Origin of the sequence: Rhodococcus globerulus NBRC 14531, from assembly GCF_001894805.1 — a bacterium.
In the GTDB taxonomy this organism is placed as follows: domain Bacteria; phylum Actinomycetota; class Actinomycetes; order Mycobacteriales; family Mycobacteriaceae; genus Rhodococcus_F; species Rhodococcus_F globerula.
This window is the reverse complement of the sequence record NZ_BCWX01000013.1, coordinates 1-25,506: the sequence shown is the minus strand read 5'-3', so window position 1 is coordinate 25,506 and position 25,506 is coordinate 1. Positions and strand designations below refer to the sequence as shown.

The following is a 25,506-nucleotide window of genomic DNA, read 5'->3' as shown; positions in this document are numbered from 1 at the left end:
GAACCCGCGGTTCTCGTAGAGCGAGTGGGCAATGTCATGGTGATTACGATCAACCGTCCGTCAGCACGTAACGCGGTGAACTCCGCAGTAAGTGCGGGCGTCGGCGGAGCATTGGACGAAGCTGCCGCGGACCCCGATGTGCGTGCGATTGTTCTGACAGGAGCAGGGGAGAAGTCCTTCTGTGCGGGTGCTGACCTCAAGGCTATTTCGAGAGGTGAATCGGTGTACGCGCCGAATAATCGGGAATGGGGATTTGCCGGTTTCGTCAACAAGTACACCGACAAGCCCACGATTGCCGCGGTTAACGGAACGGCACTGGGCGGTGGCACGGAGTTGGCGATGTCCGCGGATCTCATCGTTGCGGCCGAAAATGCAACCTTCGGTTTGCCCGAGGTCAAGCGTGGGCTTATTGCGGGCGCTGGTGGTGTCTTCAGGTTGCCTGAACAGATGCCGCAGCGACTGGCAATGGAAATGATCTTTACCGGCGATCCGATCAGTGCCGCCCGCGCACTCGAGGTCGGTCTGATCAACCAGGTTGTGCCCGAGGGGCAGGTTGTCAGTGCGGCTGTCGAACTGGCACAGCGGATTGCGGTCAACGCGCCGTTGTCGGTGCAAGCCAGTAAGCGCGTCGCTTACGGTGTCGTGGACTCGATCCGCGTCGAGGAGGCTGACCGGTGGGTTTTGTCGGCCGCCGAGTGGGATCAGCTCGCAACTAGTGAGGACTCCAAGGAGGGGCCTCGCGCGTTTGCGGAAAAGCGCGAGCCGGTCTGGAAAGCACGCTGAACCGAGTTCTCTGATTATTCCGAAACGACCCGGGTTGCACTTACTCAAATGCAATCCGGGTCGTTTTGTGTTGGCTTGCTGCCTCGTAGTCTTGGTTCGGCTCAGACGTTGACGAGGCGGCGACGGTGGTAGCTCACCGAACCGTCGAGTAGCTCGTCGACTTTGATTCGGCGGATGAGTAGATGCAGGTCGTGCTCCCAGGTGAATCCGATTCCGCCGTGTACTTGCAGCGCCGTCTGAGCGGCGGAGCTGGTTCCCTCACCGGTGAACGCTGCGGCCGCCGCGACGGCCCGAGCGCGGACACCGGGGTCGTCCCCGTCGAGAGCCACAGCCGCGGCCCACAATGCCGCGCGCGATGCCTCGATTGACAGGGCCATATTTGCGCAATGGTGTTTAACGGACTGGAAGCTTCCGATCGGTTGCCCGAACTGCGTGCGTTGCCCTGCGTATTCGACCGTGAGGGCGAGGAGTGCTTCTGCGGCGCCGAGCGCGTCGACGGCTCGGAAGGTTGCCAACTGATCACGAACGAAACCCACTGTGCCGCTGGATAGCAGCGTCCACTCGCCGGCTTCGAAGGTGAGATCAATCTCGGCTACCGCCCATGACCGCGTTACATCCAGAGTTTCGAGGACACGCGTGCTGACGGCTGCGATGTCCACTACTGCGGCGACCTCGGCGCCGTCGATAGTGGATGTGACGAGAAGGAGTCGGTGGGCGTCTATCAGGCCCGTTATCGGAGCCGTAGTTCCCTGTACTCGAAGTGATGTCCCTTCGACTGTGGCATGCAGCGCGGAGTTTTCGGGTGAGCTGAGCGCCGGCACGACCAAGGACGCCCCGTCAGTGGTCTCGTCGAGGGCCTGGTGGCCGATTTGTTCGAGTAAGCGGGCCGCCGCAGCCAACTCGGCCACGGGTACGGGGCTTCCTGCGCGGCCGTGCTCCTCTGCCAGCACCAGCAGATCGACGTGCGTGCCACCCATCTCTGTTGTGAGAAGACCGATCAGACCCGACTCGGCAAGACGGCGAAGGCGTGCCGGCGAAACTCGCGCCGGAGCATCGTCTATCAACGGGCGGCGTTCCATGAGGGGTGAGTTCTTCACCAACCAGGCCCGTTCGGCCTCCGCTAGGGCTACCTGCTCGTCACTCAGCGCGAAGTCCATGGCTCTCCTCTATAAGTCGTATTTCTTGACATAGTTAACCATGTCATCTACCTTTTCGGTAGTGACGCCAAGGAGTGCGTCTGCATCGAGAGTCCACTTCCTTCCTTCGTTGTCTGGTCTGGCGTCGAGTGGTCGTCGCTGCATCCGTGTGGCTCGCTCAGGATAGTGTGCACCACTTATTCGGCGGTCGCGCTGAGCGGCCTGAAACCTCCTCGGAAAATCAAACGTCACACTTTGGCGTAGTTGTCTCTGCGTCTTCACGTTATCCAGATAACTTAGTTATGTAAGAAGAGAGGGGAGTGCGACGGTGGAATTCCTGCGTGTCGAACGTCGCGACGGTGTCGTAACGGTTGTGATGTCGCGTCCGGAGAAGAAGAACGCGGCGAATTTGGAGATGTGGCGCGAACTGGCCGAGACGTTCACCAGTGTCGAGCATTCACATACCGACCGCGTGTTGGTGCTGACGGGAGACGGCGGCGACTTTTGTTCCGGCGCCGATCTGGCAAGTGTGAACGGTGATCCTCTCGACTTCATGTCCGATGCGAGTGATGCGGCACGCGCGTTGCACGCGTTGACAATTCCGACGATCGCCAAGGTGGACGGTGTCGCCGTCGGCGCGGGGTGGAACCTCGCGCTGGGCTGTGATCTGGTGGTTGCCAGCGATCGAGCTCGGTTCTCGCAGATCTTCGTTCGTCGTGCGCTCTCCGTCGACATGGGCGGTTCCTGGTTACTCCCAAGGTTGGTCGGAATTCAGAAGGCGAAGGAAATCGCTTTTTTCGGTGACATGTTTTCCGCGGCGGAGGCAGCAGAAATGGGTTTGGTCACGCGGCTGGTGCCGGTAGCCGACCTCGACGCAACTGTGGACGAGATGGCCGAGCGGCTCGCTGCGGGACCCGCGCGTGCGCTCTCCCTGACAAAACAGCTTCTCGATGCGTCTGCAGACGGGGGGAGTCTGGAGTCTGCATTGAGGTTGGAAGCACAGGCTCAGGGCAACAACATCACGGGTGGCGATGCGGCTGAAGCGAAGGCGGCGTTCCTCGGGAAGCGGGCGCCGGTATTCCGCTGAGACTGTTCGAGGGTTATCCGATGCCGCCCCAACATCTTTCATGAAACAGGTCAACTAGCGTGACCGTGCGTCGCGCAGATCGTCACGACAGCGAGGCGTGTTCTAGTACGGGCGGTCGCCGGAGATAGTGACTCGATGCATTTCGCGAACGCCTTCGCCGGTGTCGTGGCACGCGTAGTGCTGAGTGGTGCGGTTGTCCCAGAACGCGACTGATCCCTCTCTCCAACTGAACCGGCACTGGTACTCAGGCTTTGTCGCCTGCCGGTACAGGAATTGGAGGAGAGAGTCGCTCTCGCGAAGGTCCATGCCGACGATTCGGGTCGTGAAAATTTCGTTGACGTAGAGCAAAGGTGCTCCGGTGTCCGGATTGGTTCGCACAACCGGATGCTCGACGGGCGGAAAGCGTTTGGCCATAGCTGCGCGATCTTCTGGCGCCAGTCCTGGTCCGAAGGCTCGGTCGAAGTCGTGGATTGCGCGTAGTGGCCGCAGTGCTCCCTGCATCTGGGGGCTCAGACCCGCGAATGCTGCTTCCATGTCTGCCCATAGGGTGTCACCGCCGACGGGGGGAATTTCGACGGCGCGCAAGATCGAGCCGAATGACGGATGCTCACGCCAACTGACATCGGAGTGCCAATAGTCCTCGCCGTACGGGAAATTCGCGCGTGCAGTAGCGACATCCGGTGCCCTCCGGAGCGTCATCAACTCGGATCGATCGGCAGTGGCCACGGGATGTGCTTCGAGCGTGCCGAACAGGCGACCGAAGTCGAGGTGCTTGTCAGGGGTCATGCGTGTCTGATCGCGAAAAAAGAGAACCTTGAATTCGACCAGCGCTTTCCTTAGTTCGGCGACTATTTCTGGACGGAGGGTTCCGTCGAGTTCGACGCCGTGAACTTCTGCGCCGATGCGGCTGCTGAGAGGGCGAACATGGATCATGAGACCTCGTTTCCGGGTTGAGTGGAGACGGCGCATGCATTCGATTTGTCGAATACGAACGTAGGATTGCGTTGCAATCAAACAACTGTTTTAAACTAAATCACATGCCTTACTGCAGGGTCAATGGTTGAGAGGAGGGGCGTGAGAGAATCAGAACCATGCGCGAGGCGTCACAGTTGTCGGTCCGTGAACGAAACCCCGTCGAGTTATTGCAGGTAGCGGAGCAGCTCTTTGCTGTCCACGGGATCGACGGTGTATCCCTACGGCAAATCGGCAGTGCGGCGGGCCATCGCAATCCCGCAGTTGTGCAATACCACTTCGGGTCGAAAACGGCTCTGCTGCAGGCGATCCTCGAGTATCGACTGCCCCCGATCAACGCCGCACGACTCGAGTTTCTCGATCGGATGCGCAGCGAGGGACGTCAGGATGAATTACGTGCCCTCGTCGAGTCCATGGTGCGACCTCTGGTTGACCTCGATCCGCACACCAACCACTACGTGGCATTTCTTGCTCGACTGATGTCCGACCCGGAGAAACGCTCCGGTGCATATGCCACCACGATCGACCATGTGGTGAGCGCGCAAATTGCGGCTGAGGGGATTAAGGCAGCGCTCACTGAACTGTCCGAACCGCTGCGTCGGCATCGGCACTCGATGGCTGTCGAGCTGATGATGCACACGATTGCGAATCGTCAATCTCGGATGGTTGCGGGCGAAGACCAGGAACTGACCCGCGAAGAGTTCGAGACCGACCTAGTCGATGCGATGGTCGGATTGCTCACGGCGCCTCCGACATTTGTCGAGGGCCGCTAGGAAGCTGACTGCTCGAGTCACGATTGAGGAGTGCGTTACGAACTGCTCGTATTGGGTGGCGATGCGGCCGACGTCACGCGATCGCTTCCACTTCCCGAGTATTCCGCGAGGGCCATTTCACGTTCGGCGCCAAGCTTCTCCGAGTGTCGTGGAACATTGACGGTATCCAAGTCGTTTGATGCTGTGTCCAACACGATGTCGGAGAGTTGCTGGATACCTGTTTTGGTTCCGAGGACGGCATTGGGCATGAAAATGGTACAGATCAGGGCGATGACGGCGAACGGAACCGAATAGAGGAATACCTCCCCGACGCCTTGGCCGTATGCAGACTCGACAGTGTTGCGCACCTGATCGGACAAGGCCGGGAGGTTCGGGAGATTACCGTCCGTTAGTCCGCTTGCCGATCGCGCGATGTCTGCTTGCTGTAGGCCCTGCTCGATCTCGGTATCGACTCGAGTGGAGAGGACAGCGCCGAACACTGTCACGGCCAGGACACCGCCCAGGCTACGGAAGAACGTGGTGGCGGAGCTGGCAGCGCCGATCTCTAGTACGCTCGCGGAATTTTGTACGACGAGAGTCAGGTTCTGCATCAGCATGCCGAGGCCGAGACCGACCAGTGGTGTGGCCAGGAAAATCACAGCAAAAGGAGTGTCGACTCGCAGGGTCGAGAGCAGGAAAACGCCGACGGTGAGGAGGGAAGCGCCTGTGATCAACCATCGCTTCCACTTCCCTGTCCTGCTGATGAGAGCGCCGACAACGGTGGAGGCGATGAGGTTGCAAGCAACCTGCGGCAAGGTGATCAGACCCGCTCCTGTGGCTGTGGCGCCACGACTGAGCTGCATGTACTGGCTGAGGAAGATCGAGACGCTGTAAATGATGATGCCGACGGACACGCTGGCCACGACCGCCAACGTGAAGGTCCGTTGCCGGAACATGTGCAGGGGGAGGACGGGGTTCTTCACTTTGCTCTCGACGATCAGGGTTACGACGATCAGCACTACTGCACCGACTCCCAGACACCACGACAGCAAGGATTCCCACGCGAATTGCTTGCCGCCCAGCGAGAGCCAGATGAGAAGCGTCGAGATCGCGGCAATGAGCAGAATCGACCCGGCATAGTCGATATTGGTGGCGCCCCTACGTGTCGGCACAATGAGCTTCAACTGGATGACGATCATCGCGATCACTGCAACGGGAATAACGAGGTAGAAGTTCCAGCGCCAGCCGACTGTGTCGGTGACAAAGCCGCCGAGGAGTGGGCCGCCGGCTGTGCCGGTTACGACGACAGCACCGAGGACGCCCATGTACTTTCCACGCTCGCGAGGGCTGATGATGTCAGCGATCGCGACTTGGGAGAGTGCCATCAGTCCGCCGGTTCCGACTCCCTGTATCAACCGCGCTCCGATCATCAGCGTGGGCTCGTGTGCAAATCCGGCGGCGAGTGAACCGGCGATGAAGATAGCGAGTGCGATTTGCAACAGACGTCTGCGATTGAAGAGGTCGGCCAGTTTGCCCCAGATCGGGGTGCTCACCGTGGTCGTGAGCAGGGCTCCGGTGACAATCCAGGTGAGCGTCGATTGATCACCGTGAAGATCGGACACGATACGCGGGAGAGAAGTGTTGACCACCGAGGTCGACAAGATGCCAACCAGCATTCCAATGAGGATGCCGGCGAATGCTTCGTTCACTTGGCGTCGGGACATCGTCGGCGATGAGCCGTTCTCGGCCGTCGTTCCGGTCATGGGATTCCTCGAGAGCTGTGCGATCCGAAAAGTATGTGACGAAAGTCAAACATATATAGTTGATTTAAGCAACTAAAATCGACGGAAGATGCGCAGTGTGTGTCGTGGCAAGATCTATGCTGATCCTGTGAGTTCGACACAACGTGAAGCCGATATCCGCTCGATTCAAGCGGGGATCAGTCAGCTCGTGCGGGGTTCGAGGAAGGCGTTGATCACAAATGTGGCTCTGATAGCGCCCGAGATGGCGCCGGCCGCTTTTGTCATCATGACGCAAATTGCGGACACGTTTCCGGCATCGCCGGCAGCACTGATTGCCGCCACAGGATTGGACAGAAGTGTGGTGAGTCGACATCTCACGGCTCTCACCAGGGACGGCTATCTGGTCTCTGAGCCTGATCCCCATGACGGCCGCGTGGCTTTGTTCTCCCCGACGCCCGATGCCGCGGAGAAGTTCAGTGCGGTCAGTAAGGCGAGGCACGGCTGGACAGCAGACGTGGTATCGGATTGGACGCAGCAGGATGTGTCGGTGTTCGTCTTGTTGCTGGATAGGTTCAATCAATCTGCCTACGGAAATTGAGGACTGTAGCGACCAATGAAAGCAACTGGGCAAGACGAGTATTCGTGGTGTTCGTAATCCGCGGAATCGAAATCGGTGCGCTGTTTCCTCGCATGCCGATTTCGATTCCGTTCTGATCTCGGACTAGACCGGGCCCATACGAATCGCGCCGTCGATTCGGATGGTCTCGCCGTTGATCATGGCGTTGTCGACGATCGCCAGCGCGAGCTTGGCGTACTCCGTCGGAGCGCCCAAACGGGACGGATGGGGGACCTGGGAGGCGAGCGACTCCCTCACTTTGTCGGACAGGCCGCCGAGGATCGGCGTCTCGAAGGTACCGGGCGCGATCGTAACGACGCGTACGAACTTGCGTGCCAGATCGCGAGCCGCGACGATGGTCAGCCCCGCAACGCCGGCCTTGGAAGACGAGTAGGCGGCCTGGCCGATCTGTCCTTCGAAGGCAGCCACGGATGCGGTCATGATGATGATGCCGCGCTCTCCGTCGACCACGTCGTTCTTGACCATGCGGGCAGCGGCCAGTCGCAATACGTTGAACGTTCCGACGAGATTTGTACTGATGACATCTTGATAGAGCTCCAGGCTCCCTGGTGTGCCGTCTTTTTCGACCACGCGCAGTTTTCCGCCGCGTCCAGCGCAGTGCACGACTGCCCGCAACGGGGCTTTGCTCTCCGCCTCGGCGAGGGCGGCGTCGACAGCCTCGGGATCACGGACGTCGGCCGGCATGAATGTAGCCAGGTCGCCTAGTTCCTTGGCTACTACTTCGCCGTTCGAGGATGGCAGATCGATGATTACTGTCGGGACGCCGCGGGCTAGGAAAGCCTCTGCGGTCGCCCGCCCGAGGCCGGAAGCGCCGCCGGTAACTGCAGCAGACGCGTTGGTGAGGTCCATGAGGTGTGCCTTTCGATGAGGTGAGTGCGGAATTGGTCGTTTCGAACGAGCCGGGAGGTCCACCCTTGTTTATAACTTAGTTATAGAGGTAATATTTGTCTATTAAACCGGCAGTTCGAGGAGTGATGTGCTGTCGATCAGACGGATGGAGTGGTAGTGAATTCGATCGACACGGGACTGCTGATCCTGCGGGTCTGCTTGGGCCTGACCATGGCCGCGCACGGATACGGGAAACTCTTCCGAGGTGGCCGAATCCCAGGCACTGCACGATGGTTCGAGAGCATCGGCATGCGACCGGGACTGGTGCACGCGTGGTTGGCTGCTGCCACCGAAGTTGCTGCGGGCATCTCTCTTGCGTTGGGCCTGCTCACTCCGTTCGCTGCTGCGGGCTTTGTCGCCCTGATGTTTGTCGCGGCGTGGACTGTGCACCGCGACAAGGGATTCTTCATCGCCGGAGACGGGTGGGAGTACAACATGGTGCTCGCAGTGGGTGCTGTCGTCGTCGCGATCACCGGACCCGGAACGGCAAGCCTCGATAACCAGTTCTTCGGTGGCGAGTTGTTCGCCGGCTGGGCAGGCGGTCTCACGGCGGCGGTCGGCGGCCTAGTGGCGGCGGGAATTCTGCTCGGAAGTGCCTATCGCCCCGAAGTTGTTGCCGCAGAACCTGCTCGAGGTTGACCGTGAAAACTGTTGAAGGTCAACATGTTAACTGGATCAGTAGTGTCCGGAGTCGCGTGTGACCGGCCGGGGGTTGGTCAATCTCCGGGACGTCGGCGGTTTGCCGCTCCTAGGCAAGGGCGCGACCGCGCACGGCATCCTGTATCGCGGAGACGCTCCTTACCCCGGCGATTCCGTGATTCCCGAAATTGCATTGTGGCCACCCAAGAGCGTCATTGATCTGCGAGGTGCAAGGGAACGTGCTCGGTTCGCCTATGAATGGCCGGTAGGAACCAGCGTGCATCACGTACCGCTTTCTGCCGCTGCGGCCCCCGACGCTCAGCCGAGCGATCTGCCAGTCGTCTACGCGCGCATGATCGACCGCGGCAGTTCCTGGGTGGGTGAACTTCTTGATCTGGTTACCCAGCCAGAGGGCCCAGTTTTGTTGCACTGCACGGCCGGTAAGGACCGTACCGGTGTTGCGGTAGCGGTATTGCTTCTTGCTGCAGGCGTGCGGCCCGAGGCCGTCGTCGATGACTACGTGCGTACCGAGCGGACTCTGCCTGACCTCATGGCTCGATGGTTCGACGTCGGTGTGCGCACCGCGAAGTCGCCGCCGCTTCCGGAGCAGTACATGCACGCGCCGTCCTCGGCGATCGAACCGATCGTCGAACGAATCACCGCAACGCGTGGGGGACCGGCGCAGTGGATGCTCGATCACGGTGCGGATCCTGTCCTGCTCGACATGTGGCGAACTCGACTGCACGGAGTCCCGGTGCCGGCGCTCATCCAGCGGGCGTATGGAGCGTGAAGGGTTTGTCGGGTTCGATGTGCACGGCTGAGGTCATCAGTGATCTCAGCGAATTGTGGTACCGAGAGGGTTTTCACACACACCGAAGTTGGGTCGACGTTCTACTCGAGAAATGTGCGGAGAATGCGCTTACCCGAATCGTGTACGTCGGGGCCGACGGCGCGCAGAGCGAGACCACGGTTGGTGAGATCTACTCTGCTGCAGAAGATGTTGCTTCGGCCCTGCGAGGGTACGGCATCGGTTCGGGTGACTCGGTGGCAGTTCAGCTGCCCAGTTGTTTCGAGGCGTCGGTAGCCTACGTCGCCGTACTTCTGGCAGGCGCGGTACTGGTTCCGATTGTGCATGTGTACGGCCCGAACGAGGTGCAGTTCATTCTCGAGCAATCAGAGGCGAAGCTGTTCATCCAGCCGAACCAATGGCGCTCGATCAACTACGGTGATCGGGTCGGGGATTATCGGGATATCGTCACCCTCGAACGAATTGTCGTGGTTGGTGACGACGGCCCGGATGGTTGTCTCGCATGGTCGGATTTGAGCACGCATGCGACATACACAGCTCCCGCAGTAGATGCGGACGACATTGCGCTGCTTATCTATACCTCCGGGACCACAGCGGCCCCGAAGGGTGTTCAGCACAGCCATAATTCGCTGCTTTCGGAGGTCAGGTCTGCTTCCCGCTATCTCCGCGGCCGCGACGATTCGGTGCAACTCGTATCCTTTCCGCCCGGACACATTGCCGGCGTCTCCAGTGTGCTGCGCCCTCTTGTACACGGATGGAACGCGGTGTACATGCAGATGTGGGATCCGGAACTTGCTGTCGAACTGATCTCGTCCCATCGGGTGACTGCGACAGGTGGGACCCCATTTCACCTTGCCGGGATCCTCGACGTAGAGGGTGTTGCCGACAAGCTGACGACGTTGTCCGACTTCCTCATTGGTGCATCCACGGTGCCGGAGGATCTCGTGCGTCGGGCGCAGAGAGTCGGTATTGCAACTTTTCGTTGCTACGGATCCACTGAGCATCCGACGGCCACATCAGGGTGCGCCGACGATCCCGAGGATGCGCGTTTGGGAACAGACGGCGCACCGATGGACGGGGTACGTGTGCGTGTCGTCGATGAACTCGGCATCGATGTTCCGGTCGGGGGCGACGGCGAGATCATACTTCGAGGTCCGGACCAATTTGTCGGCTATCGCGACAGTAGCCTCAATGCCGAGGCATTCACAGAGGACGGGTGGATGCGGACCGGCGATCTCGGGCACCTGGATGTCGATGGTCGGCTGACGATCACCGATCGTATGAAGGATGTCGTCATCAGGGCTGGTGAGACGATGTCTTCCGGCCAGATCGAAGACGTGCTCGTCACGCACCCGGCGATCCGGGAGGGCGCGATCGTTGCAGCTGCGGACGAACGTTACGGCGAAGTGGTCGCGGCGGTTGTCGTACTTTCTCCGGGCATGAAACTTGAACTCGCCGGACTTCGTGAGCATTTCGCGGCGTCCGGGCTCGCCAGAGTGAAGACACCCGAGCGGCTTGTTGTCGTTGACGAGCTCCCTCGAACAGCGCTCGGCAAGATTCGTAAGGCGGAGCTCCGCTCCGCGCATTTCACCTGAGAATAGTCCGCGGAAGATGCTCTCGGAGTTCAGTCTTCAGATTCCGGGTATATTCCGGGCCTGGTTCTGCTGAGTGGAATGCGTCTATTGACATCGTGCCGAAACCTCAGAATCATGTTCCCAGAATGACAATCTCACTTTTGGATTGTCCGAAATCCGAAGGATCTTCCATGACAACGGAATCCGAACATACCGAACTCCTCGCCGATCTGAGCGTCCGAGCTGGCGATGCCAGTCGCAGTTGGCAAACAAATCTCGAGGTTTCCAACGTGCGGCCACTGACCGGCGGAACATCGAGCCTGACATTCATCGCCGACGTTTCGGGTGGGGCAATCGACGAATCTGTCGTCCTCAAGGTTGCGCCCCCAGGACTGGCACCCGTTCGAAATCGAGACGTGCTACGTCAGGGACGTGTCATGCAGGCGTTGCAGGGTGCTGCCGGGGTGTCGACACCGGCAGTCTATTTCGAGGACGCGGGTGATCCTCCTTTCGTGGCAATGCAAATGGTCGCTGGAGAATGTGTGGAACCACTGCTCGATGCTCAACGTCCTCGAGACGGAGTGGCGCGTGCGCAAACACGCGAGAGGTACCTCTCCGCTACGCGGATGCTTGCTCATCTGCATTCGGTCAAGCCTTCCGATATTGGTCTGGGTGACGAGCCGGTGGTGTCGCTGGGCGATGAAATCGACAGGTGGACCAGAGCATTCGAGACAGTTTCGGATGATCTGAGCGGTGACTATCTGCGATGTGCAAAGGCATTGCATGCGACGATGCCAGTCCCGGCGGAACCCGTCGTCAACCACGGTGACTATCGATTGGGTAACACGCTCTGTGAAGGAGATCGTGTCACAGCGTTGATCGACTGGGAAATCTGGTCGGTCGGTGACCCGCGAATCGATCTCACCTGGCTCACCTACTTCACCGATGAGGCCGCCCACCCCGCGGCCTACTCAGAAAAGCCTTGCGGTACACCAACTGTCGACGAGGTTGTCCGGATCTACGAGCAGACCCTGGGTCGGCCAGTCGAGGACATCGAATGGTTTCACGCACTCACGCGGTACAAGGAAGCCGCCGCGACAGCACTATTGATCAAACGCGGACGCAAACGCGGAGCATTGAGCCCGGCATTCCAGAAGATGGAACCCGCCCTGCCTGGCCTGCTGACAGAAGCACTCGCGCTGATCGGATATTGATCGCGGCAATCGAAGAACGAGAGCATACGTGATGTCCGAACCACGTCGCGATGTAGATAACGCACCGCCGGTGATCGCGGGTGGGAGTCAACTCCGTCGAGTGCCTAAGCCTGGTCGGCAGGCCTCGTACGACGGCGAGGTGAAGTTACTGATCCGGGCTACCCAGACTGTGATGTTGAGTAAGGGGTGTACCGATCAGCCCAAAATTGCCGAAATCGTCCGCGAGGCGGGAATGTCGAATCAGGCCTTCTACCGGCACTTCCGGAGTCGAGACGACATCATCGTCGCGCTCTACGAGCAGGGGCTCCTGAACATCCATGCCTACCTGAAGTATCGAGTATTCAAGCAGTCCGGATTTCAAGGGCGTCTCGCCGCCTGGATCGACGGAGTCTTGGCGCAGATCGAAGATCCTGATCTCTCCGATGTCAGCCGGGTAATCATCTGGAACATGGGCCAGATTGCCAGAACTAAAAGCGAGATCAAGCCAGTCGGACTCAGCCGTATCCGGGATCTACTCTGCGGCATCCTTATCGAGGGCAACGTCCCGGACCCCGAACGCACCGCCATGTTCATTCAGACCTTGGTAATGGGCCTGACGACAACATATCTCGAAGCCGATCACACCCCCATACAAGAAGAACGCGAGCATCTGCTGCAGTTTTGTCTCAAAGCCGTAACCGAACACTGAAGTTCGCCCGACCGTGCGTGTCGCTCGAGTGTGAACCCCGTACTAACAAAGGACTCATACGATGTGGAATTTCCAGACCGATCCTGAATTTCAGGCAAAGCTCGACTGGGCGGCGACATTCGTTCGCGAGGAGTGCGAGCCGCTGGACCTGCTCTTCCCTCACCTCGGTCAGCCGTACAACATGGAAAACAAGGCCGCACGGGCCATACTCGGCCCGTTACGAGACCGGGTCAAAGAACAGGGTCTGTGGGCGTGCCATCTCGGTCCGGAGCTCGGCGGGCAGGGTTACGGTCAGCTCAAGCTTGCGTTGCTGAATGAGGTTCTAGGTCGGTCCATGTGGGCTCCAACGGTTTTCGGTACCGCGGCACCGGACACCGGAAACGCCGAAATTCTCGCGATGTACGGAACCGATGCACAAAAGGCGAAGTATCTGCAGCCGCTGCTGGATGGCGACATCGTTTCATGCTTCTCGATGACCGAGCCGCAGGCAGGGTCTGATCCCAAGGAGTTCGTCTGCGCGGCACGCAAGGACGGTGACGAGTGGGTTATCAACGGCGAGAAGTGGTTCTCGTCGAATGCGCGCTACGCGTCGTTCCTCATCGTCATGGCGGTGACGGACACCGAAGCGTCGCCGTACCGCCGGATGTCGATGTTCGTCGTGCCCGCTGAAACCCCAGGAATCGAGATCGTCCGCAACGTCTCCGTCATGGGTGATCGAGACGAACTCGACGAGGGAACGCACGCCTACATCCGTTACAACGACGTGCGCCTGCCGGCCGACGCGATCCTCGGTGGCCCCGGACAGGGCTTCGAAGTGGCTCAGTCTCGACTCGGCGGCGGCCGCGTCCATCACGCCATGCGCACCGTCGGCAAATGCCAGCGTGCCCTGGACATGATGGGCGAGCGAGTGCTCTCGCGTCGTACGCAAGGCGAGACCCTTGCGAAGAAGCAGATGGTGCAGCAGTTCATCGCCGATTCGGCGATCGAACTCGAGCAGTACCGACTGCTGGTGATCAAGACCGCATGGGTCATCGACAACGAACCACACGGTGCGGCACGCACTTACATCGCCATGTGCAAGGTTGCGATGGCGAAGATCTATCACGACATCATTCACCGCGCGATCCAGATTCACGGTTCACTGGGAGCCACGACTGAAACCCCGCTGCATATCTGGTGGAGCGGCGTCATCTCGATGGGCTTGGCGGACGGACCGACCGAAGTGCACAAGGTTGCCGTCGCACGCGGTGTACTCGCGAACTACGAGCCCACTGAAAACTTGTTCCCCAGCGAGCACATTCCCACCCGATTGGCCGAGGCAAAAATCAAGCATGCCGCTATTCTCGAGGAGCACGGAATCGCATGAGCAATCACTTTTCTCTCGAAGGTAAGGTCGCCCTCGTCACCGGTGGCAGTCGAGGACTGGGACGTCAAATGGTGTTGGCCTTCGCTGAAGCTGGCGCCGACGTCGTGATCACCAGCCGCAAAGCGGAAGCGTGCGCCGAGGTCGCCAAAGAGGTAGAAGCCCTGGGCCGCAAGGCTCTTCCGGTGAGCTGTCACGTCGGTAAGTGGAACGAAATCGATGCACTGGTCGAGAAGGCCTACGAGGTGTTCGGGCGGATCGACGTCTTGGTCAACAACGCCGGTATGTCTCCACTCGCGCCGTCGTCGGCTGAAACCAGCGAGGAGCTTTTCGACAAGGTCATCGGCGTCAACTTCAAAGGCCCGTTCCATCTGTCATCGTTGGTCGGTGAGCGCATGGCAGCAGGCGACGGCGGATCGATTATCAACATCTCGTCTTCGGGAGCGCTCTTCCCGCAGCCGCGATTCGGCCCTTACGCCGGCGCGAAGGCGGCTCTGAACACGCTGACGGGAGTATTTGCACGCGAGTACGGACCCAAAGTGCGAGTCAATACGATCTCCGCGGGTCCGTTCTTGACCGACATCTCCAAGTCGTGGGCTGAAGAGAAGCGGCACACTACGCAGAGTGCGATCGGAAGGCCTGGAAACCCCGAAGAGATCATCACTACTGCCCTGTACCTTGCGAGTCCCGCATCCAGCTACACCACCTCGTCATTGATCCGCGTCGACGGCGGCTTGTACTGAACGGCAAAGGCGCGCGTTTACCGAACTTCGGTTCCAGTGAACGCGCGCCTTTGCGGTAGGTGCGCCGCTCAAATTCGTTTCAAATCAACAGATACGGAGTACGCAATGGGAAATCGAAATTTGACTGATCGACGTGTCATCATCACCGGAGGCGCTAGTGGAATGGGCGGCGCGTTAGTCAAGGCGTTCGGTGAATCGGGCGCAAAGGTAGTCTCCTTCGACGTCACAGCGGACGAGGGAGCGCGGATTGCCGCTGAGGCAGGCGCGGAGTTCATTCGGTGCGACGTCACCGACAAGGAATCGGTTGACCAGGCCTTCGCGCGGGGTGTGAAATCCTTGAAGGGCCTCGACGTATTGATCCACGCCGCTGGAATCGCTCCTGGCGCGCCGGCAGAATCCACGCCGCTGTCAATGTGGGAGTCCACTATGGCGGTCAACGCCACGGGGACGTTCCTTACTAACCAAGCGGCATTCGAGTACCTGAAAGATGGAGGCGGGCGCATCATCAACTTTGCCTCCGCAGCAGGTGCAAAAGGCTTGATGGGTAAGGCCGCGTACGCAGCGAGTAAGGGCGCCGTGCTGGGCTGGAGTCGGACCGTAGCGGCCGAATGGGCGCAGTACGGGATTACCGTCAACTCAATCGCTCCGGCAATTCGTACGCCGATGTACGAGACGACGCGGGCGTCGATGACACCTGAGCAACTGGTCGAGCACGACCGGAAAATGACAAACCTGATTCCGCTCGGTGGCAAACTCGGAAACGTCGAGGATCTGGTTCCAGTACTCGAATTTGTTGCAGGCGAAGGCTCACGATTCATGACGGGGCAGATCTTCGCAGTCGACGGCGGGTCGCTCATGGTCAGGTAGCGGGCGGGCGGCAGCGCGATAACACCAAAAGTGGAAAACCCAAGCAAACCCCACTCGGCAGGAAGGCCATAGCATGCGAGCAGCGCGGTGTGAGATCCACGGAGATCCGGACAAGATTGTGATCCGTGAAATACCCGATCCAGTAGCCGGACCGTCGGAGGTGCTTGTGGGAATCGAGGCTGCCGCCGTGAATTATCCGGACGTCCTCATCGCTGCGGATCGCTATCAGGTGACGGTGCCGACTCCGTTCACTACGGGAAGCGAATTCGCTGGGCGGGTGCTGGCAGTCGGAGCCGAGGTCACGAACTTCGTACCCGGGGATGCCGTGATGGGCACGGCATTCGGCGGTGCATTTGCGGAGCAGATCACCGTTCCGCACACCGCACTGTCGCCGGCCCCTGCAGGGTTGGACATGATCCATGCCGCAGCATTCAACGTCACTTACCGAACCGCATACCACTCTCTGACGACATTCGGAGATATGAAACCTGGGAACTGGGTGGTGGTTCTCGGCGCCGCTGGTGGTGTGGGCACTGCCTGTATCGACATCGCGACTCGTCTCGGAGCTAAGGTGATCGCCGCAGTGTCCACCGCGGAACGCGCTGAAGCCTGTCGTGCGCTCGGCGCCGTGGAAACGATCGCCTACGACGACGAGGATCTCAAACTGCGGATCAAGGAAATCACCGGCACGGGTGCTGATGTGGTGATCGATCCGGTGGGTGGTGCGTACTCGGAGCAAGCGATTCGAGCGATCGGGTGGGGCGGGCGCTATGTCTGCCTAGGTTTTGCGCAAGGTGATATTCCGCGGATCCCGATGAATCTAGTTCTCCTGAAAGGCGCGATCCTGCGAGGGTTCGAGATTCGTACGCTCGCCGCTCATCTACCGCAAGCTGTCGAGGAGGGTCGCAAGGAGATCGAACGTCTTGTCGGACAAGGAATGAAGCCCTACGTCTCCGAAATCTACACACTCGATGAAGTGCCGCTCGCCTTGACTCGTATGTCGGAACGGCTCACTACAGGCAAACTGGTCATCGACATGACCCGGCGTTGATACCAGCCGATGCCTACGACTGCTTTCGAGTGGCCGTAGGCATCGGCCATTTTTATTACCGGCCTTGCCAGTTCGGCGTTCGACGTTCCGAAAATGCAGCCGCGCCTTCGCGCGCATCAGCGGAAGCGAAGACCGGATCCGTGTATGTGTTCTGGCGCTCGAAGGCTTCCGAATCGGTCCAGGTCCGTGATTGAAGCGCCAGAGCCTTGCTGGCGCGCACCGCCAGCGGAGCGTTTGCACTGATCGCTGTTGCCAAAGCGCGTGCGCCTTCCGCCGCGGAACCGTCGTCAACCACTCGATTGACCAGGCCATGCGTGAGCGCAGTCTGCGCGTCGATCGGTTCGCCGGTGAGCAGCATCTCGAGTGCGACAGCGCGGGGCAGGGTTCGGGGAGCACGGAAGATTCCGCCGGCGCGCGCGGCAAGGCCGCGCTTTACCTCCGGAAGTCCGAACTTGGCACCACTGCCTGCGACAACCAGGTCACAGGCCAGAACCATTTCGAATCCTCCGCCCAGTGCCCATCCTTCGACCGCGGCGATCAGGGGCTTCGCTGGTGGCGCTTCGACGAGGCCACCGAAACCGCGGCCCTGAACCACTGGCCGCTCACCGAGCTGAAATCTCTTCAAGTCCATTCCCGCGCAGAATGTTCCGCCACTGCCAGTGAGAATTGCAACCGACAGATCCGGGTCCTCGTCGAGACGAGTCAACGCCGCGGCGATCTCGGTCGCAGCGGTCAGCGTCATCGCATTGCGTTGTGCAGGACGGTTGATGGTGATCGTGAGAATCCCGGCATCAGCTTCCACGAGCACGTCGGCCGTTGTCAGTGCGCTCATCGAGGCGCCATCCGGATCGCGCCGTCCAGTCGAATAGTTTCACCGTTCGCGTACGAATTCGTCAGGAGTGCAGTGGCCATTGCCGCATAGTCCTGCGGGCGACCCAGTCGCTTCGGGAAGGGCACGCCTGCGGCAAGGCCCTCACGGATGTCCGAGCGAAGTCGCGCGAGCATGGGAGTGTCGAACAATCCCGGAGCGATCGTGTTGACTCGGATCCCGAAGCTTGCGAGATCGCGTGCCGCGACGAGTGTCATGCCGTGAACAGCGGCTTTCGATGCGGTGTAGGAGGTTTGGCCGATCTGACCGTCGAATGCAGCCACCGATGCAGTGAGCACGATGCTGCCTCGCTCACCGTCGAGGGGCTCGTTGCGTGCCATCCTGGCTGCGGTGCAGCGGAGGACATTGTAGGTGCCGATGAGGTTGATCTCGAGGACGTTGCGGAAGCTTTCCAAGTCGTTCGGATTGCCTTCTTTGTCCAGAATGCGTAGACGATCGCCGCCGCGCCCGGCACAGTGCACGACTCCGCGCAGGGGGCCGATCGCCTCGGCAGCGTCGAGTGCGGGACCGAATGACGCCTCATCGGTGATATCGATCGGCGCAAAGACGGCCGCGTCGCCCAGGCGTGCTGCGGTCGCTTTTCCGTCGGACTCGGCAAGATCGGCGATCACCACGCGCGCACCGGCCTCGACGAGAACGGTGGCCGTTGCTTCACCGAGGCCGGAGGCTGCTCCGGTAACCAGGAATGTGTTGTCTCGCAATTGCATGTGTCAGGCTTTCTTCGGAAGGGGAGGGGAGGATCGAGGGGTGTGTGTCATGAGGAGAATCGGGCGGCTACGTCGCGGCCGATGATTTCTTTCATGATTTCTGTTGTGCCGCCGACGATGGTTTGCACTCTGGCGTCGGCGTAGGCACGTGAGATCGGGTACTCGTCCATGTACCCGTATCCGCCGTGCAACTGCAGGCATCCGTTGACGACGCGATTCTGCAACTCGGTGGACCACCACTTGGCCTTCGCTCCGAGGGTAGCGTCGAATGTGCCGTCGTTGTACGCGAGAATGGACTGCTCCAGGAACGTTCGTGTGATGTCTACTTCGGTCGTCATCTCCGCAAGCCGGAATCGCGTGTTCTGGAGGTCGATGATGCGTTGGCCGAATGCCTTTCGCTCGCTGGTGTAGCGGCCCGTCCACTCCAGTGCCGCCTCGGCCGCGCACAGGGCGCGCCATGCAATCGACAGGCGTTCGAGTGGAAGCTGCGCCGTCAGGTGGTGGAACCCACGGCCTTCCTCACCGACGAGATTAGACGTAGGGACACGCAGGTTATCGAAGGCGATCTCGGCCGTGTCCTGGGCGTGCAAGCCCAGTTTGCGCAGCTTGCGACCCCGTACGAATCCGTCGGTGGTGGTGGGTACGAGGATGAGCGACAGTCGGGGGCGTCCATCGACCTCGCCGGTACGTGCGGCGACGAGAACTAGGTCGGAAGAGAATCCACTTGTGATAAATGTCTTGGAGCCGTTGATGACCCAATCGTCGCCGTCTCGCACCGCCGACGTCTTCATCGCACGGAGGTCGCTGCCGGCCGAGGGCTCCGACATGGCAATGGACGTGACGATGGAGCCCTCGGCCATCCCGGGGAGCCACTCTTTTTGCTGTTCGGCCGTCCCGAATGTCGTCAGGTACGACGCGACGATATCCTCGTTGATCGAGAACCCGGAAGCGAGGGATGCCGCTCCGACTGCGGCAAGTTCCTCCTGGATCACACAGCGGAAGCGATAGTCCTTCATTCCGCCTCCGCCGAGGTCTTCGGCGATTCGGATACCGAGAATTCCGTGTGCGCCTGCGGATTTCCATACGTCGCGGCCAGTGCTTGCGTCCTCCTCCCATCGGTCGAGGTTCGGGGTGACTTCACGCTTCACGAATGCGCGCACCAGTGCGCGGAACTGGTTGTGGTCATCGTCGTAAAATGGTTGAGGCACTTGGCTTCTCCTAAATTGATCGGTAATACTCGTGCTCGGCGTCCAGTTTGTCGACATGGGCGAGCCTGCGGTTCAATCTACCGACAGACTAATTTGAAACCAAGGGATGGATGACATGAAATCTAGTGCGCCGCTTAGTGGTCTGCGAGTTGTCGAGTTTCTCGGATTGGGACCGTCTCCGTTCGGTTGCATGCTGCTGGCCGATTTGGGAGCTGAGATCCTGACCTTGCGCCGCCCCGGATCGGAGATACCGGCGTTGGTGCGTAACCGGTCGACGATGGAAGTCGACCTCAAAGATCCAGACTCGATTCGGTTCGTACACAATGCCATCGGATCTGCTGATGTCTTGGTGGAAGGGTTTCGTCCCGGTGTCATGGAGCGTCTCGGATTGGGTCCGGATGATCTCGCCGCTGTCAACAATCGTCTGATCTATGCCCGGATGACCGGATGGGGCCAGACGGGTCCGCTTGCGTTCACCGCCGGGCACGATATCAATTACATCGCACTGACAGGTGCGCTGCACTCCGCCACCAGAGCGGGTTCGGTGCCCATGCCGCCGGCTAACCTTCTCGGTGATTTCGGTGGCGGCGCAATGTATCTCGTCACAGCGATTCTGGCAGCTGTCTTCGAGCGCGACCGGACCGGCACGGGGTCGGTTCTCGATATCGGGATTCTCGACGGCACCAACTATCTGACCTCGATGCTTCACGAATACCGCGCGACTGGACGGTGGTCCGACGAACCCGGTACGAATCGGCTGGACACAGGCGCTCCTTACTACGATGTTTATCCCTGCGCTGACGGTAAGTTCGTGGCTGTAGGAGCTCTGGAAGATCCGTTCTTCGATGTGCTCCTCGAGGTCCTCGGGCTCGAACCCGAATTGGCCCAGGGTAGGCACGATCCCCAGGCGTGGCCTGCTCTTCGAGATCGAATTGCGGCGGCCGTCGCGACGAGAACCCGTGACGAATGGGCTGACCTCGCCGGCCACACCGACGCATGCTTGACGCCGGTTCTCAGCCTGGCGGAGGCGCCGCACCATCCGCACGTTGCCGCACGGGGCATCCTCGTCGCCGAGGACGGTGATGCATGGACTCCGCGACTGCCGATCGGATACTCCGACGCCGCTAAGCCAGTAGACGACATCCTCCGGTTGTGGGGTCAAGGGACGGCGGGCCCGTAAATCTCTGTGCCGTATTGGTTTCACCGTCCCGATGACTGACAACCGTCATCGGGACGGTTCGTAAGTGCGCAAGATCAAACGGCGACCACGGTCCGCGTCACTCGACGAGTTCGTAGATCGTTGCGTTGGCAGTTCCGCCGCCCTCGCAGATGGTCTGCAACCCGTATTTGAGTCCGCGATCGCGCATGTGGTGAACGAGCCGGGTTGTCAGGATCGCCCCTGACGCACCGAGGGGGTGCCCCACCGCGATTGCGCCACCGAGTGGATTGATGCGTTCGAGATCCGCACCGAGTTCGATCTGCCATGCCAGCGGAACCGGCGCAAACGCTTCGTTGATCTCGATTGCGCCGATGTCGTTGATTCCGAGACCGGCACGGGCGAGAACTTTCTGCGTGGCGGGAATGGGAGCAGTGAGCATCATGACGGGATCTGCACCGACAACCGAGCCGGCGAGCAGACGAACGATGGGGACCAGCCCCAACTCTGCGGCCTTTTCCGGCGTCGTGATCATTACTGCCGATGCGCCGTCGGAGATTTGTGACGCGTTTCCGGCGTGGATCACACCGTCGTCGCGGAATGACGGCTTCAGCTTGGCAAGCGTCTCCGGCGACGTTCCGCGCCGCAGACCTTCGTCGACAGCGAGCTGTGCTTCGCCGATGTCTACCGTTACAAGTTGTGAGTCGAACGCTCCGCCGTCGATTGCCTTGGCTGCGAGTTCATGAGATCTGGAGGCGAACTCGTCAAGCATCTGACGCGAGAGATTCCACTTCTGGGAAATCAGTTCCGCGCCGATTCCTTGGTCGAGCTTGTCGACGTCGTATCGGTCGAGAACGGTTTGACCATAAGGGAAGCCGGAAGCTCGGGCTGCGCCGAGTGGAATTCGAGACATCATCTCGACCCCTCCCGCGACAGCAATATCGTAGGCGCCCGACATCACCGCGTGGGCCGCTGATTCGATGGCCTGTTGACCTGATCCGCACGCACGGTTGACGGTGACAGCCGGTACGCTTTCCGGCCAGCCCGCCGCCAAGGTTGCGAATCGCGCGACATTGCTGGACTGGTCACCGAGTTGAGTGACACAGCCCCACATGACGTCGTCGATCAACGACGGGTCGACTCCGGTCCGTCGGATCAGCTCATTGAGCACCAAAGCGGATAGATCAACTGGGTGGACGCTGCTCAACGACCCGTTCCGCTTGCCGATCGGCGTGCGTACCGCCTCGACGATGACGGCTTCTCTGATTCGCATGCTGTTTTGACTCCTGTCGTTCAAGCGGATGGATTGTGTTGGGCGCCAGCTAGGTAACGGCTCCGGCGATCTTGAGTTCGATGAGTCGTTCATCGTCGAAGCCGAGCTCGCGCAGAATGTCGTCGGTGTGCTCGGCGAACTGTGGGGCGCGGGTCATCTGCACTGGGGAATTATCAAATTTGACTGGATTTGCGACGAGTTTCTGCGGCACGCCGTCAGCATCTGTGACCTCGACGATGCGGCCGTTGGCGACGAGCGATTCGTCGTGACCCAACTCCCAGCTGTTCTGCACGGGAGCCCACGGTCCGCTGAGATTCGTGAGGACTGCGGTCCACTCGTCGTAGGGGCGCGAGGCGATCGCGTCGGCGAACCAGCCGGTGATTTCTTCACTGTGCTCGGTGATGGACTCCATGGTCTGGAATCGGCTGTCCCCGGCGAGATGCTCGAGGCCCAGAGCGGTCACGAACTCGTTCCAGAACTTTGTGGGCTGGAGCATGGAGAATTGCAGCCAGCGGTTATCCGAAGTGCGATAGGAGCCGGTCAGAGGATTTCCTGCCGCGGCGGACTTCTTGCGTACCTTGGGTAGTGGTCCGCCGGTGAACAGCGCCAGGTTGACCGTGAACTGTGTAGCCCAGGCACCTACTCCGAGTAGGGAGACGTCGACAACCGATGGCTCGCCGGTGCGTTCACGGCCGGCGATCGCGGCTGCGATACCACCCGCGATGGTCATACCACCGATGTTGTCGCCGTAAGCGCCTGCCGGCATGAACGCCATGTGTTCGGTATCCGGCGGCATCAGGCCGTCGGCACTGCCACCGCGAGCCCAGAATCCGGTCGCGTCGAATGAACCACTGTTGGCGTCGGGACCTTCGCTGCCGAAACCGCTCCCGGTGACGTAGATGATGTCGGGATTGATTGCCCGGATTTCTTCGAGCGTTAAACCTAGCTTGGTGCGCAGGCCGGGCAGGTAGTTGGTGAGGAACACGTCGCTTCGGCGTACGAGTTCGGTGAGAACCGTGCGTGATTCAGGATTCGCGAGGTCGATGCCGATGCTGCGTTTGCTGCGGTTCGGTCCTTCCATAATCGGTGCGAACGACGACCCAGGGCGGTTGGCGTCGTAGCCGAGAACGCGGACGAGTCCTCGCTGCGCGTCTCCGTTCACGGCGTGTTCCACTTTGGTGATGTCGGCACCCCAGTCCGCGAGCACAGCCGCGGCAGCGGGCACAAATGTGTATTGGGCTACTTCGAGGATGCGGATACCTTCGAGTGGTCGTTGCATGTCAGCTCCTGATGATGGGAGGTTCGGGGTGAGTGGAATCAGTCGGCGCGCAGCAAAATTGCTCCAGATGGCACTCCGCCACCCGAGGTAACTACTGCGACGCGTGGATCTGTGACTTGACGGCCAGGTGCTTGCCGGCGAAGTTGCAGCACGGCCTCTCGGAAGAATCCGTAACCATGGGTCCGACCGGCAGAAAGCTGGCCTCCGTGCGGATTGAGCGGTAGACGCCCGTCGATCGCGATACCGCGGCCACCGTCGATGAAGTCCCCCGCGCCGCCGAATTCGCAGAACCCGAGGGCTTCCAGCCAGGACAACGCATTGAAAGTGAACCCGTCGTAGAGCAAGGCGACGTCGACGTCATCCGGCCGCAGGTCGGTGCGACTCCACAAATGCGCGCTGGGTCCGAGAGATTGCGGTAAATGGGTAAGAGTGCCTTGATCCCAGGAGAGATTTTCCATCATCTGAGTACCGACAGCCTCGACGAACACGGGCTTGTGGCGCAGGTCCTGCACGGTGTCGACGGCCGAGACGATGACCGCTACCGCGCCGTCGACGGGAACGTCGCAGTCGTACAGGCCGAACGGTGTGGAGACCGGGCGGGCGGTGAGGTAATCCTCCATGGTGATGGGGGTGCGGTATACGGCCTCCGGATTAGCGGAGGCGTTGTCGCGGGTATTTACGGCGATTGCCCCGAGAGCGTCCTTCGCATCGCCGTAGCGGTGGAAGTAGTGCGACGCTTGGCAGGCAATCCAGTTAGCCGCAGACATCGCGCCGAAAGGATGACGGAATTCGAACATGTCCGTGGCTCGGCCGGCGCCGGACGCCCAAGCGCCGGAGCGGACGAGTTCCGAGTGCGAGGATTCCCACACCGTTCTGAAACACAGCACGTGCCGGCATAGTCCTGAGGCCACCGCAAGCATCGCGGCCACGATCGATCCGTTCTGCCCGGGTAGTTCACCGCCTGCGTTGACCCAGGTCGGACGTATCCGCAGTGCTTGCTCGACGGGCATGATTCCGCCTTCGGACATGCCGCCGACGGATCTGCCTGGGTAGGTGGACAATCCGTCGATGTCATCGAGCGACAGACCGGCATCGGTGACGGCGGCCAAGCATGCATCGACAGTGAGTGAGAGCGGGTCGACCATGAGTCGGCGGCCGATTTTCGACTGTCCGACCCCGCTGATTGCGACCCGATCCTCGAACCGGTTGGTGCTCGCCGGTTGGCGCAGCCGGGATTTGTAGTTTTCGGGTTCGGGGAGCGGGCCGGGCTCGTCGGCATCGGGATCGATCTCGAAGAGCGGCAACCAGATTGATTCCTCGACCTGCTCGAATACGACACGGACTCGAGTGCCGACCTGGACAGCAGTTGGCTCACACCCGACGATATTCGTCGTCAGGCGAACCTGCGGATCTTCCGCCAACGCGACAATCGCAATGACGTACGGCGGCGGGAAGTTCGGAAGCCACTGTTGGACATTGATCGTCACGCCGACGACAACAGCCTTTCCCGATACTGGATGCAGGGGGAGCTTGCGACCATGACAGTCCGGGCACAGCACCGACTGTGGATGTGTGCGTTTACCGCAATCCGAGCATTGGGCGATCCGCAGGATGCCATCGGCGCCCGAGGCCCAGAACTCGGCGCTTGCCAGTGTCGGCTGGGGCAGTGGCCGGCCGGTATCCACGATGGGACTCACGTGTTCTCCGCTCGAAGTTGCGATTTCGTTGTTCGTCGTTGGCGCGGGACACCGCTGACCCGTTGGTGCCGGCGCCGCTGCAGGGTGTCGGATTGCACAGCGTTACAGGGTATTCGGTGCACGATGGCGATCCCGGATGGCAACCATGGCAGCGATTCTGCGCCGCCGGTCGGAGTGGCTGAACAGGCCGGCGTCGGCGTCATCCGGAGATTCGAGGCGTTCTTTCTCGGCTTTGATCTCCGCGTCCAGTAATTCGCCTGCCAGGTCTCGCGTGAGCAGGTCCTGGTCGACCCAATCATCTTCTGGGAACTGCTCGATCAGTTCTTCCATGGCATTCCTCCCGGTTTCTCGGT

The 25,506-nt window shown here is 60.4% G+C and carries 25 protein-coding genes; 14 read left to right on the top strand and 11 right to left on the bottom strand.

Going from position 1 to position 25,506, the window contains the following annotated elements; translation table 11 throughout:
- Positions 1–36 precede the first annotated feature (36 nt).
- Positions 37–783 carry a crotonase/enoyl-CoA hydratase family protein gene (locus RG2_RS30340; RefSeq protein WP_051730745.1) on the top strand — a complete coding sequence of 249 codons (747 nt, stop codon included), beginning with the start codon at positions 37–39 and terminating at the stop codon, positions 781–783.
- Between the two features lie 101 nt (positions 784–884).
- Here the strand turns inward: RG2_RS30340 and RG2_RS30335 are convergent, their stop codons facing one another.
- Entirely contained in the window at positions 885–1,940 is a 1,056-nt protein-coding gene (locus RG2_RS30335; RefSeq protein WP_033236782.1) for an acyl-CoA dehydrogenase family protein, read from the bottom strand.
- 307 nt (positions 1,941–2,247) lie between these two features.
- Here RG2_RS30335 and RG2_RS30330 point away from each other — a divergent pair, with 307 nt between their 5' ends.
- Positions 2,248–3,006: an enoyl-CoA hydratase/isomerase family protein gene (locus RG2_RS30330; protein ID WP_033236783.1), complete on the top strand. Its 759-nt coding sequence runs from the start codon at positions 2,248–2,250 to the stop codon at positions 3,004–3,006.
- 102 nt (positions 3,007–3,108) lie between these two features.
- Here the strand turns inward: RG2_RS30330 and RG2_RS30325 are convergent, their stop codons facing one another.
- Complete coding sequence (locus RG2_RS30325; RefSeq protein ID WP_033236784.1) at positions 3,109–3,939, bottom strand: TauD/TfdA dioxygenase family protein; 831 nt, start codon at positions 3,937–3,939, stop codon at positions 3,109–3,111.
- 158 nt (positions 3,940–4,097) lie between these two features.
- Between RG2_RS30325 and RG2_RS32590 the strand changes: the two genes are divergently transcribed.
- The gene (locus tag RG2_RS32590; RefSeq protein WP_051730740.1) at positions 4,098–4,751 is read left to right on the top strand and encodes a TetR/AcrR family transcriptional regulator; all 654 of its coding nucleotides are present in this window, start codon (positions 4,098–4,100) and stop codon (positions 4,749–4,751) included.
- Positions 4,752–4,786: 35 nt separating this feature from the next.
- Here the strand turns inward: RG2_RS32590 and RG2_RS30315 are convergent, their stop codons facing one another.
- A complete protein-coding gene (locus RG2_RS30315; protein ID WP_051730741.1) occupies positions 4,787–6,493 on the bottom strand; it encodes an MFS transporter in 1,707 nt (568 codons plus the stop codon).
- A 127-nt stretch (positions 6,494–6,620) separates the two neighbouring features.
- Between RG2_RS30315 and RG2_RS30310 the strand changes: the two genes are divergently transcribed.
- A complete protein-coding gene (locus RG2_RS30310; RefSeq protein WP_165826234.1) occupies positions 6,621–7,070 on the top strand; it encodes a MarR family winged helix-turn-helix transcriptional regulator in 450 nt (149 codons plus the stop codon).
- A gap of 123 nt (positions 7,071–7,193) precedes the next feature.
- On the opposite strand, the gene RG2_RS30305 is transcribed toward RG2_RS30310, so the two are convergent.
- On the bottom strand, positions 7,194–7,958 hold the full coding sequence (locus tag RG2_RS30305) for an SDR family NAD(P)-dependent oxidoreductase (protein WP_033236786.1): 765 nt from the start codon (positions 7,956–7,958) through the stop codon (positions 7,194–7,196).
- Positions 7,959–8,114: 156 nt separating this feature from the next.
- On the opposite strand from RG2_RS30305, the gene RG2_RS30300 reads away from it, so the two are divergent.
- The 9 genes from RG2_RS30300 to RG2_RS30260 all read left to right on the top strand — a co-directional run bounded on the left by RG2_RS30300 (position 8,115) and on the right by RG2_RS30260 (position 16,944).
- A complete protein-coding gene (locus tag RG2_RS30300) occupies positions 8,115–8,636 on the top strand; it encodes a DoxX family protein (protein WP_033236787.1) in 522 nt (173 codons plus the stop codon).
- A 58-nt stretch (positions 8,637–8,694) separates the two neighbouring features.
- Complete coding sequence (locus tag RG2_RS30295) at positions 8,695–9,426, top strand: tyrosine-protein phosphatase (RefSeq protein ID WP_051730742.1); 732 nt, start codon at positions 8,695–8,697, stop codon at positions 9,424–9,426.
- Entirely contained in the window at positions 9,423–11,039 is a 1,617-nt protein-coding gene (locus tag RG2_RS30290) for an AMP-binding protein (protein ID WP_230590395.1), read from the top strand. The genes RG2_RS30295 and RG2_RS30290 overlap by 4 nt, the downstream gene beginning before the upstream one ends.
- Before the next feature lie 170 nt (positions 11,040–11,209).
- Complete coding sequence (locus RG2_RS30285) at positions 11,210–12,232, top strand: phosphotransferase family protein (protein WP_033236788.1); 1,023 nt, start codon at positions 11,210–11,212, stop codon at positions 12,230–12,232.
- Positions 12,233–12,263: 31 nt separating this feature from the next.
- Complete coding sequence (locus RG2_RS30280; protein ID WP_033236789.1) at positions 12,264–12,920, top strand: TetR/AcrR family transcriptional regulator; 657 nt, start codon at positions 12,264–12,266, stop codon at positions 12,918–12,920.
- A 61-nt stretch (positions 12,921–12,981) separates the two neighbouring features.
- Positions 12,982–14,286 (top strand): acyl-CoA dehydrogenase family protein, encoded by a 1,305-nt coding sequence (locus RG2_RS30275; RefSeq protein ID WP_033236790.1) that lies wholly within the window; start codon positions 12,982–12,984, stop codon positions 14,284–14,286.
- Entirely contained in the window at positions 14,283–15,026 is a 744-nt protein-coding gene (locus RG2_RS30270) for an SDR family NAD(P)-dependent oxidoreductase (protein ID WP_033236791.1), read from the top strand. Before RG2_RS30275 ends, RG2_RS30270 begins: the two co-directional genes overlap by 4 nt.
- Positions 15,027–15,131: 105 nt before the next feature.
- On the top strand, positions 15,132–15,893 hold the full coding sequence (locus RG2_RS30265) for an SDR family NAD(P)-dependent oxidoreductase (RefSeq protein ID WP_033236792.1): 762 nt from the start codon (positions 15,132–15,134) through the stop codon (positions 15,891–15,893).
- A 73-nt stretch (positions 15,894–15,966) separates the two neighbouring features.
- A complete protein-coding gene (locus tag RG2_RS30260; RefSeq protein ID WP_033236793.1) occupies positions 15,967–16,944 on the top strand; it encodes an NADPH:quinone oxidoreductase family protein in 978 nt (325 codons plus the stop codon).
- A gap of 55 nt (positions 16,945–16,999) precedes the next feature.
- Here the strand turns inward: RG2_RS30260 and RG2_RS30255 are convergent, their stop codons facing one another.
- From RG2_RS30255 to RG2_RS30245, 3 genes are read right to left on the bottom strand one after another with little or no spacing between them, the layout of a single operon-like run.
- The gene (locus RG2_RS30255; RefSeq protein WP_033236794.1) at positions 17,000–17,776 is read right to left on the bottom strand and encodes a crotonase/enoyl-CoA hydratase family protein; all 777 of its coding nucleotides are present in this window, start codon (positions 17,774–17,776) and stop codon (positions 17,000–17,002) included.
- A complete protein-coding gene (locus RG2_RS30250; protein ID WP_033236795.1) occupies positions 17,773–18,540 on the bottom strand; it encodes an SDR family NAD(P)-dependent oxidoreductase in 768 nt (255 codons plus the stop codon). Before RG2_RS30250 ends, RG2_RS30255 begins: the two co-directional genes overlap by 4 nt.
- Positions 18,541–18,587: 47 nt before the next feature.
- Complete coding sequence (locus tag RG2_RS30245) at positions 18,588–19,748, bottom strand: acyl-CoA dehydrogenase family protein (protein ID WP_033236796.1); 1,161 nt, start codon at positions 19,746–19,748, stop codon at positions 18,588–18,590.
- Positions 19,749–19,863: 115 nt separating this feature from the next.
- Here RG2_RS30245 and RG2_RS30240 point away from each other — a divergent pair, with 115 nt between their 5' ends.
- Entirely contained in the window at positions 19,864–20,928 is a 1,065-nt protein-coding gene (locus RG2_RS30240) for a CaiB/BaiF CoA transferase family protein (RefSeq protein ID WP_033236813.1), read from the top strand.
- Positions 20,929–21,025: 97 nt separating this feature from the next.
- Here RG2_RS30240 and RG2_RS30235 read toward each other — a convergent pair whose 3' ends face one another.
- The 4 genes from RG2_RS30235 to RG2_RS30220 form a co-directional block, all read right to left on the bottom strand.
- Positions 21,026–22,177 (bottom strand): thiolase family protein, encoded by a 1,152-nt coding sequence (locus RG2_RS30235; protein ID WP_116104650.1) that lies wholly within the window; start codon positions 22,175–22,177, stop codon positions 21,026–21,028.
- A gap of 49 nt (positions 22,178–22,226) precedes the next feature.
- Positions 22,227–23,456 carry a CaiB/BaiF CoA transferase family protein gene (locus tag RG2_RS30230; protein WP_033236797.1) on the bottom strand — a complete coding sequence of 410 codons (1,230 nt, stop codon included), beginning with the start codon at positions 23,454–23,456 and terminating at the stop codon, positions 22,227–22,229.
- Positions 23,457–23,494: 38 nt separating this feature from the next.
- Positions 23,495–25,153 carry a thiolase C-terminal domain-containing protein gene (locus RG2_RS30225; RefSeq protein ID WP_116104649.1) on the bottom strand — a complete coding sequence of 553 codons (1,659 nt, stop codon included), beginning with the start codon at positions 25,151–25,153 and terminating at the stop codon, positions 23,495–23,497.
- Positions 25,154–25,255: 102 nt separating this feature from the next.
- Positions 25,256–25,506 (bottom strand): hypothetical protein (locus RG2_RS30220; RefSeq protein ID WP_307718116.1); only part of this gene is annotated, 251 nt, incomplete at its 5' end.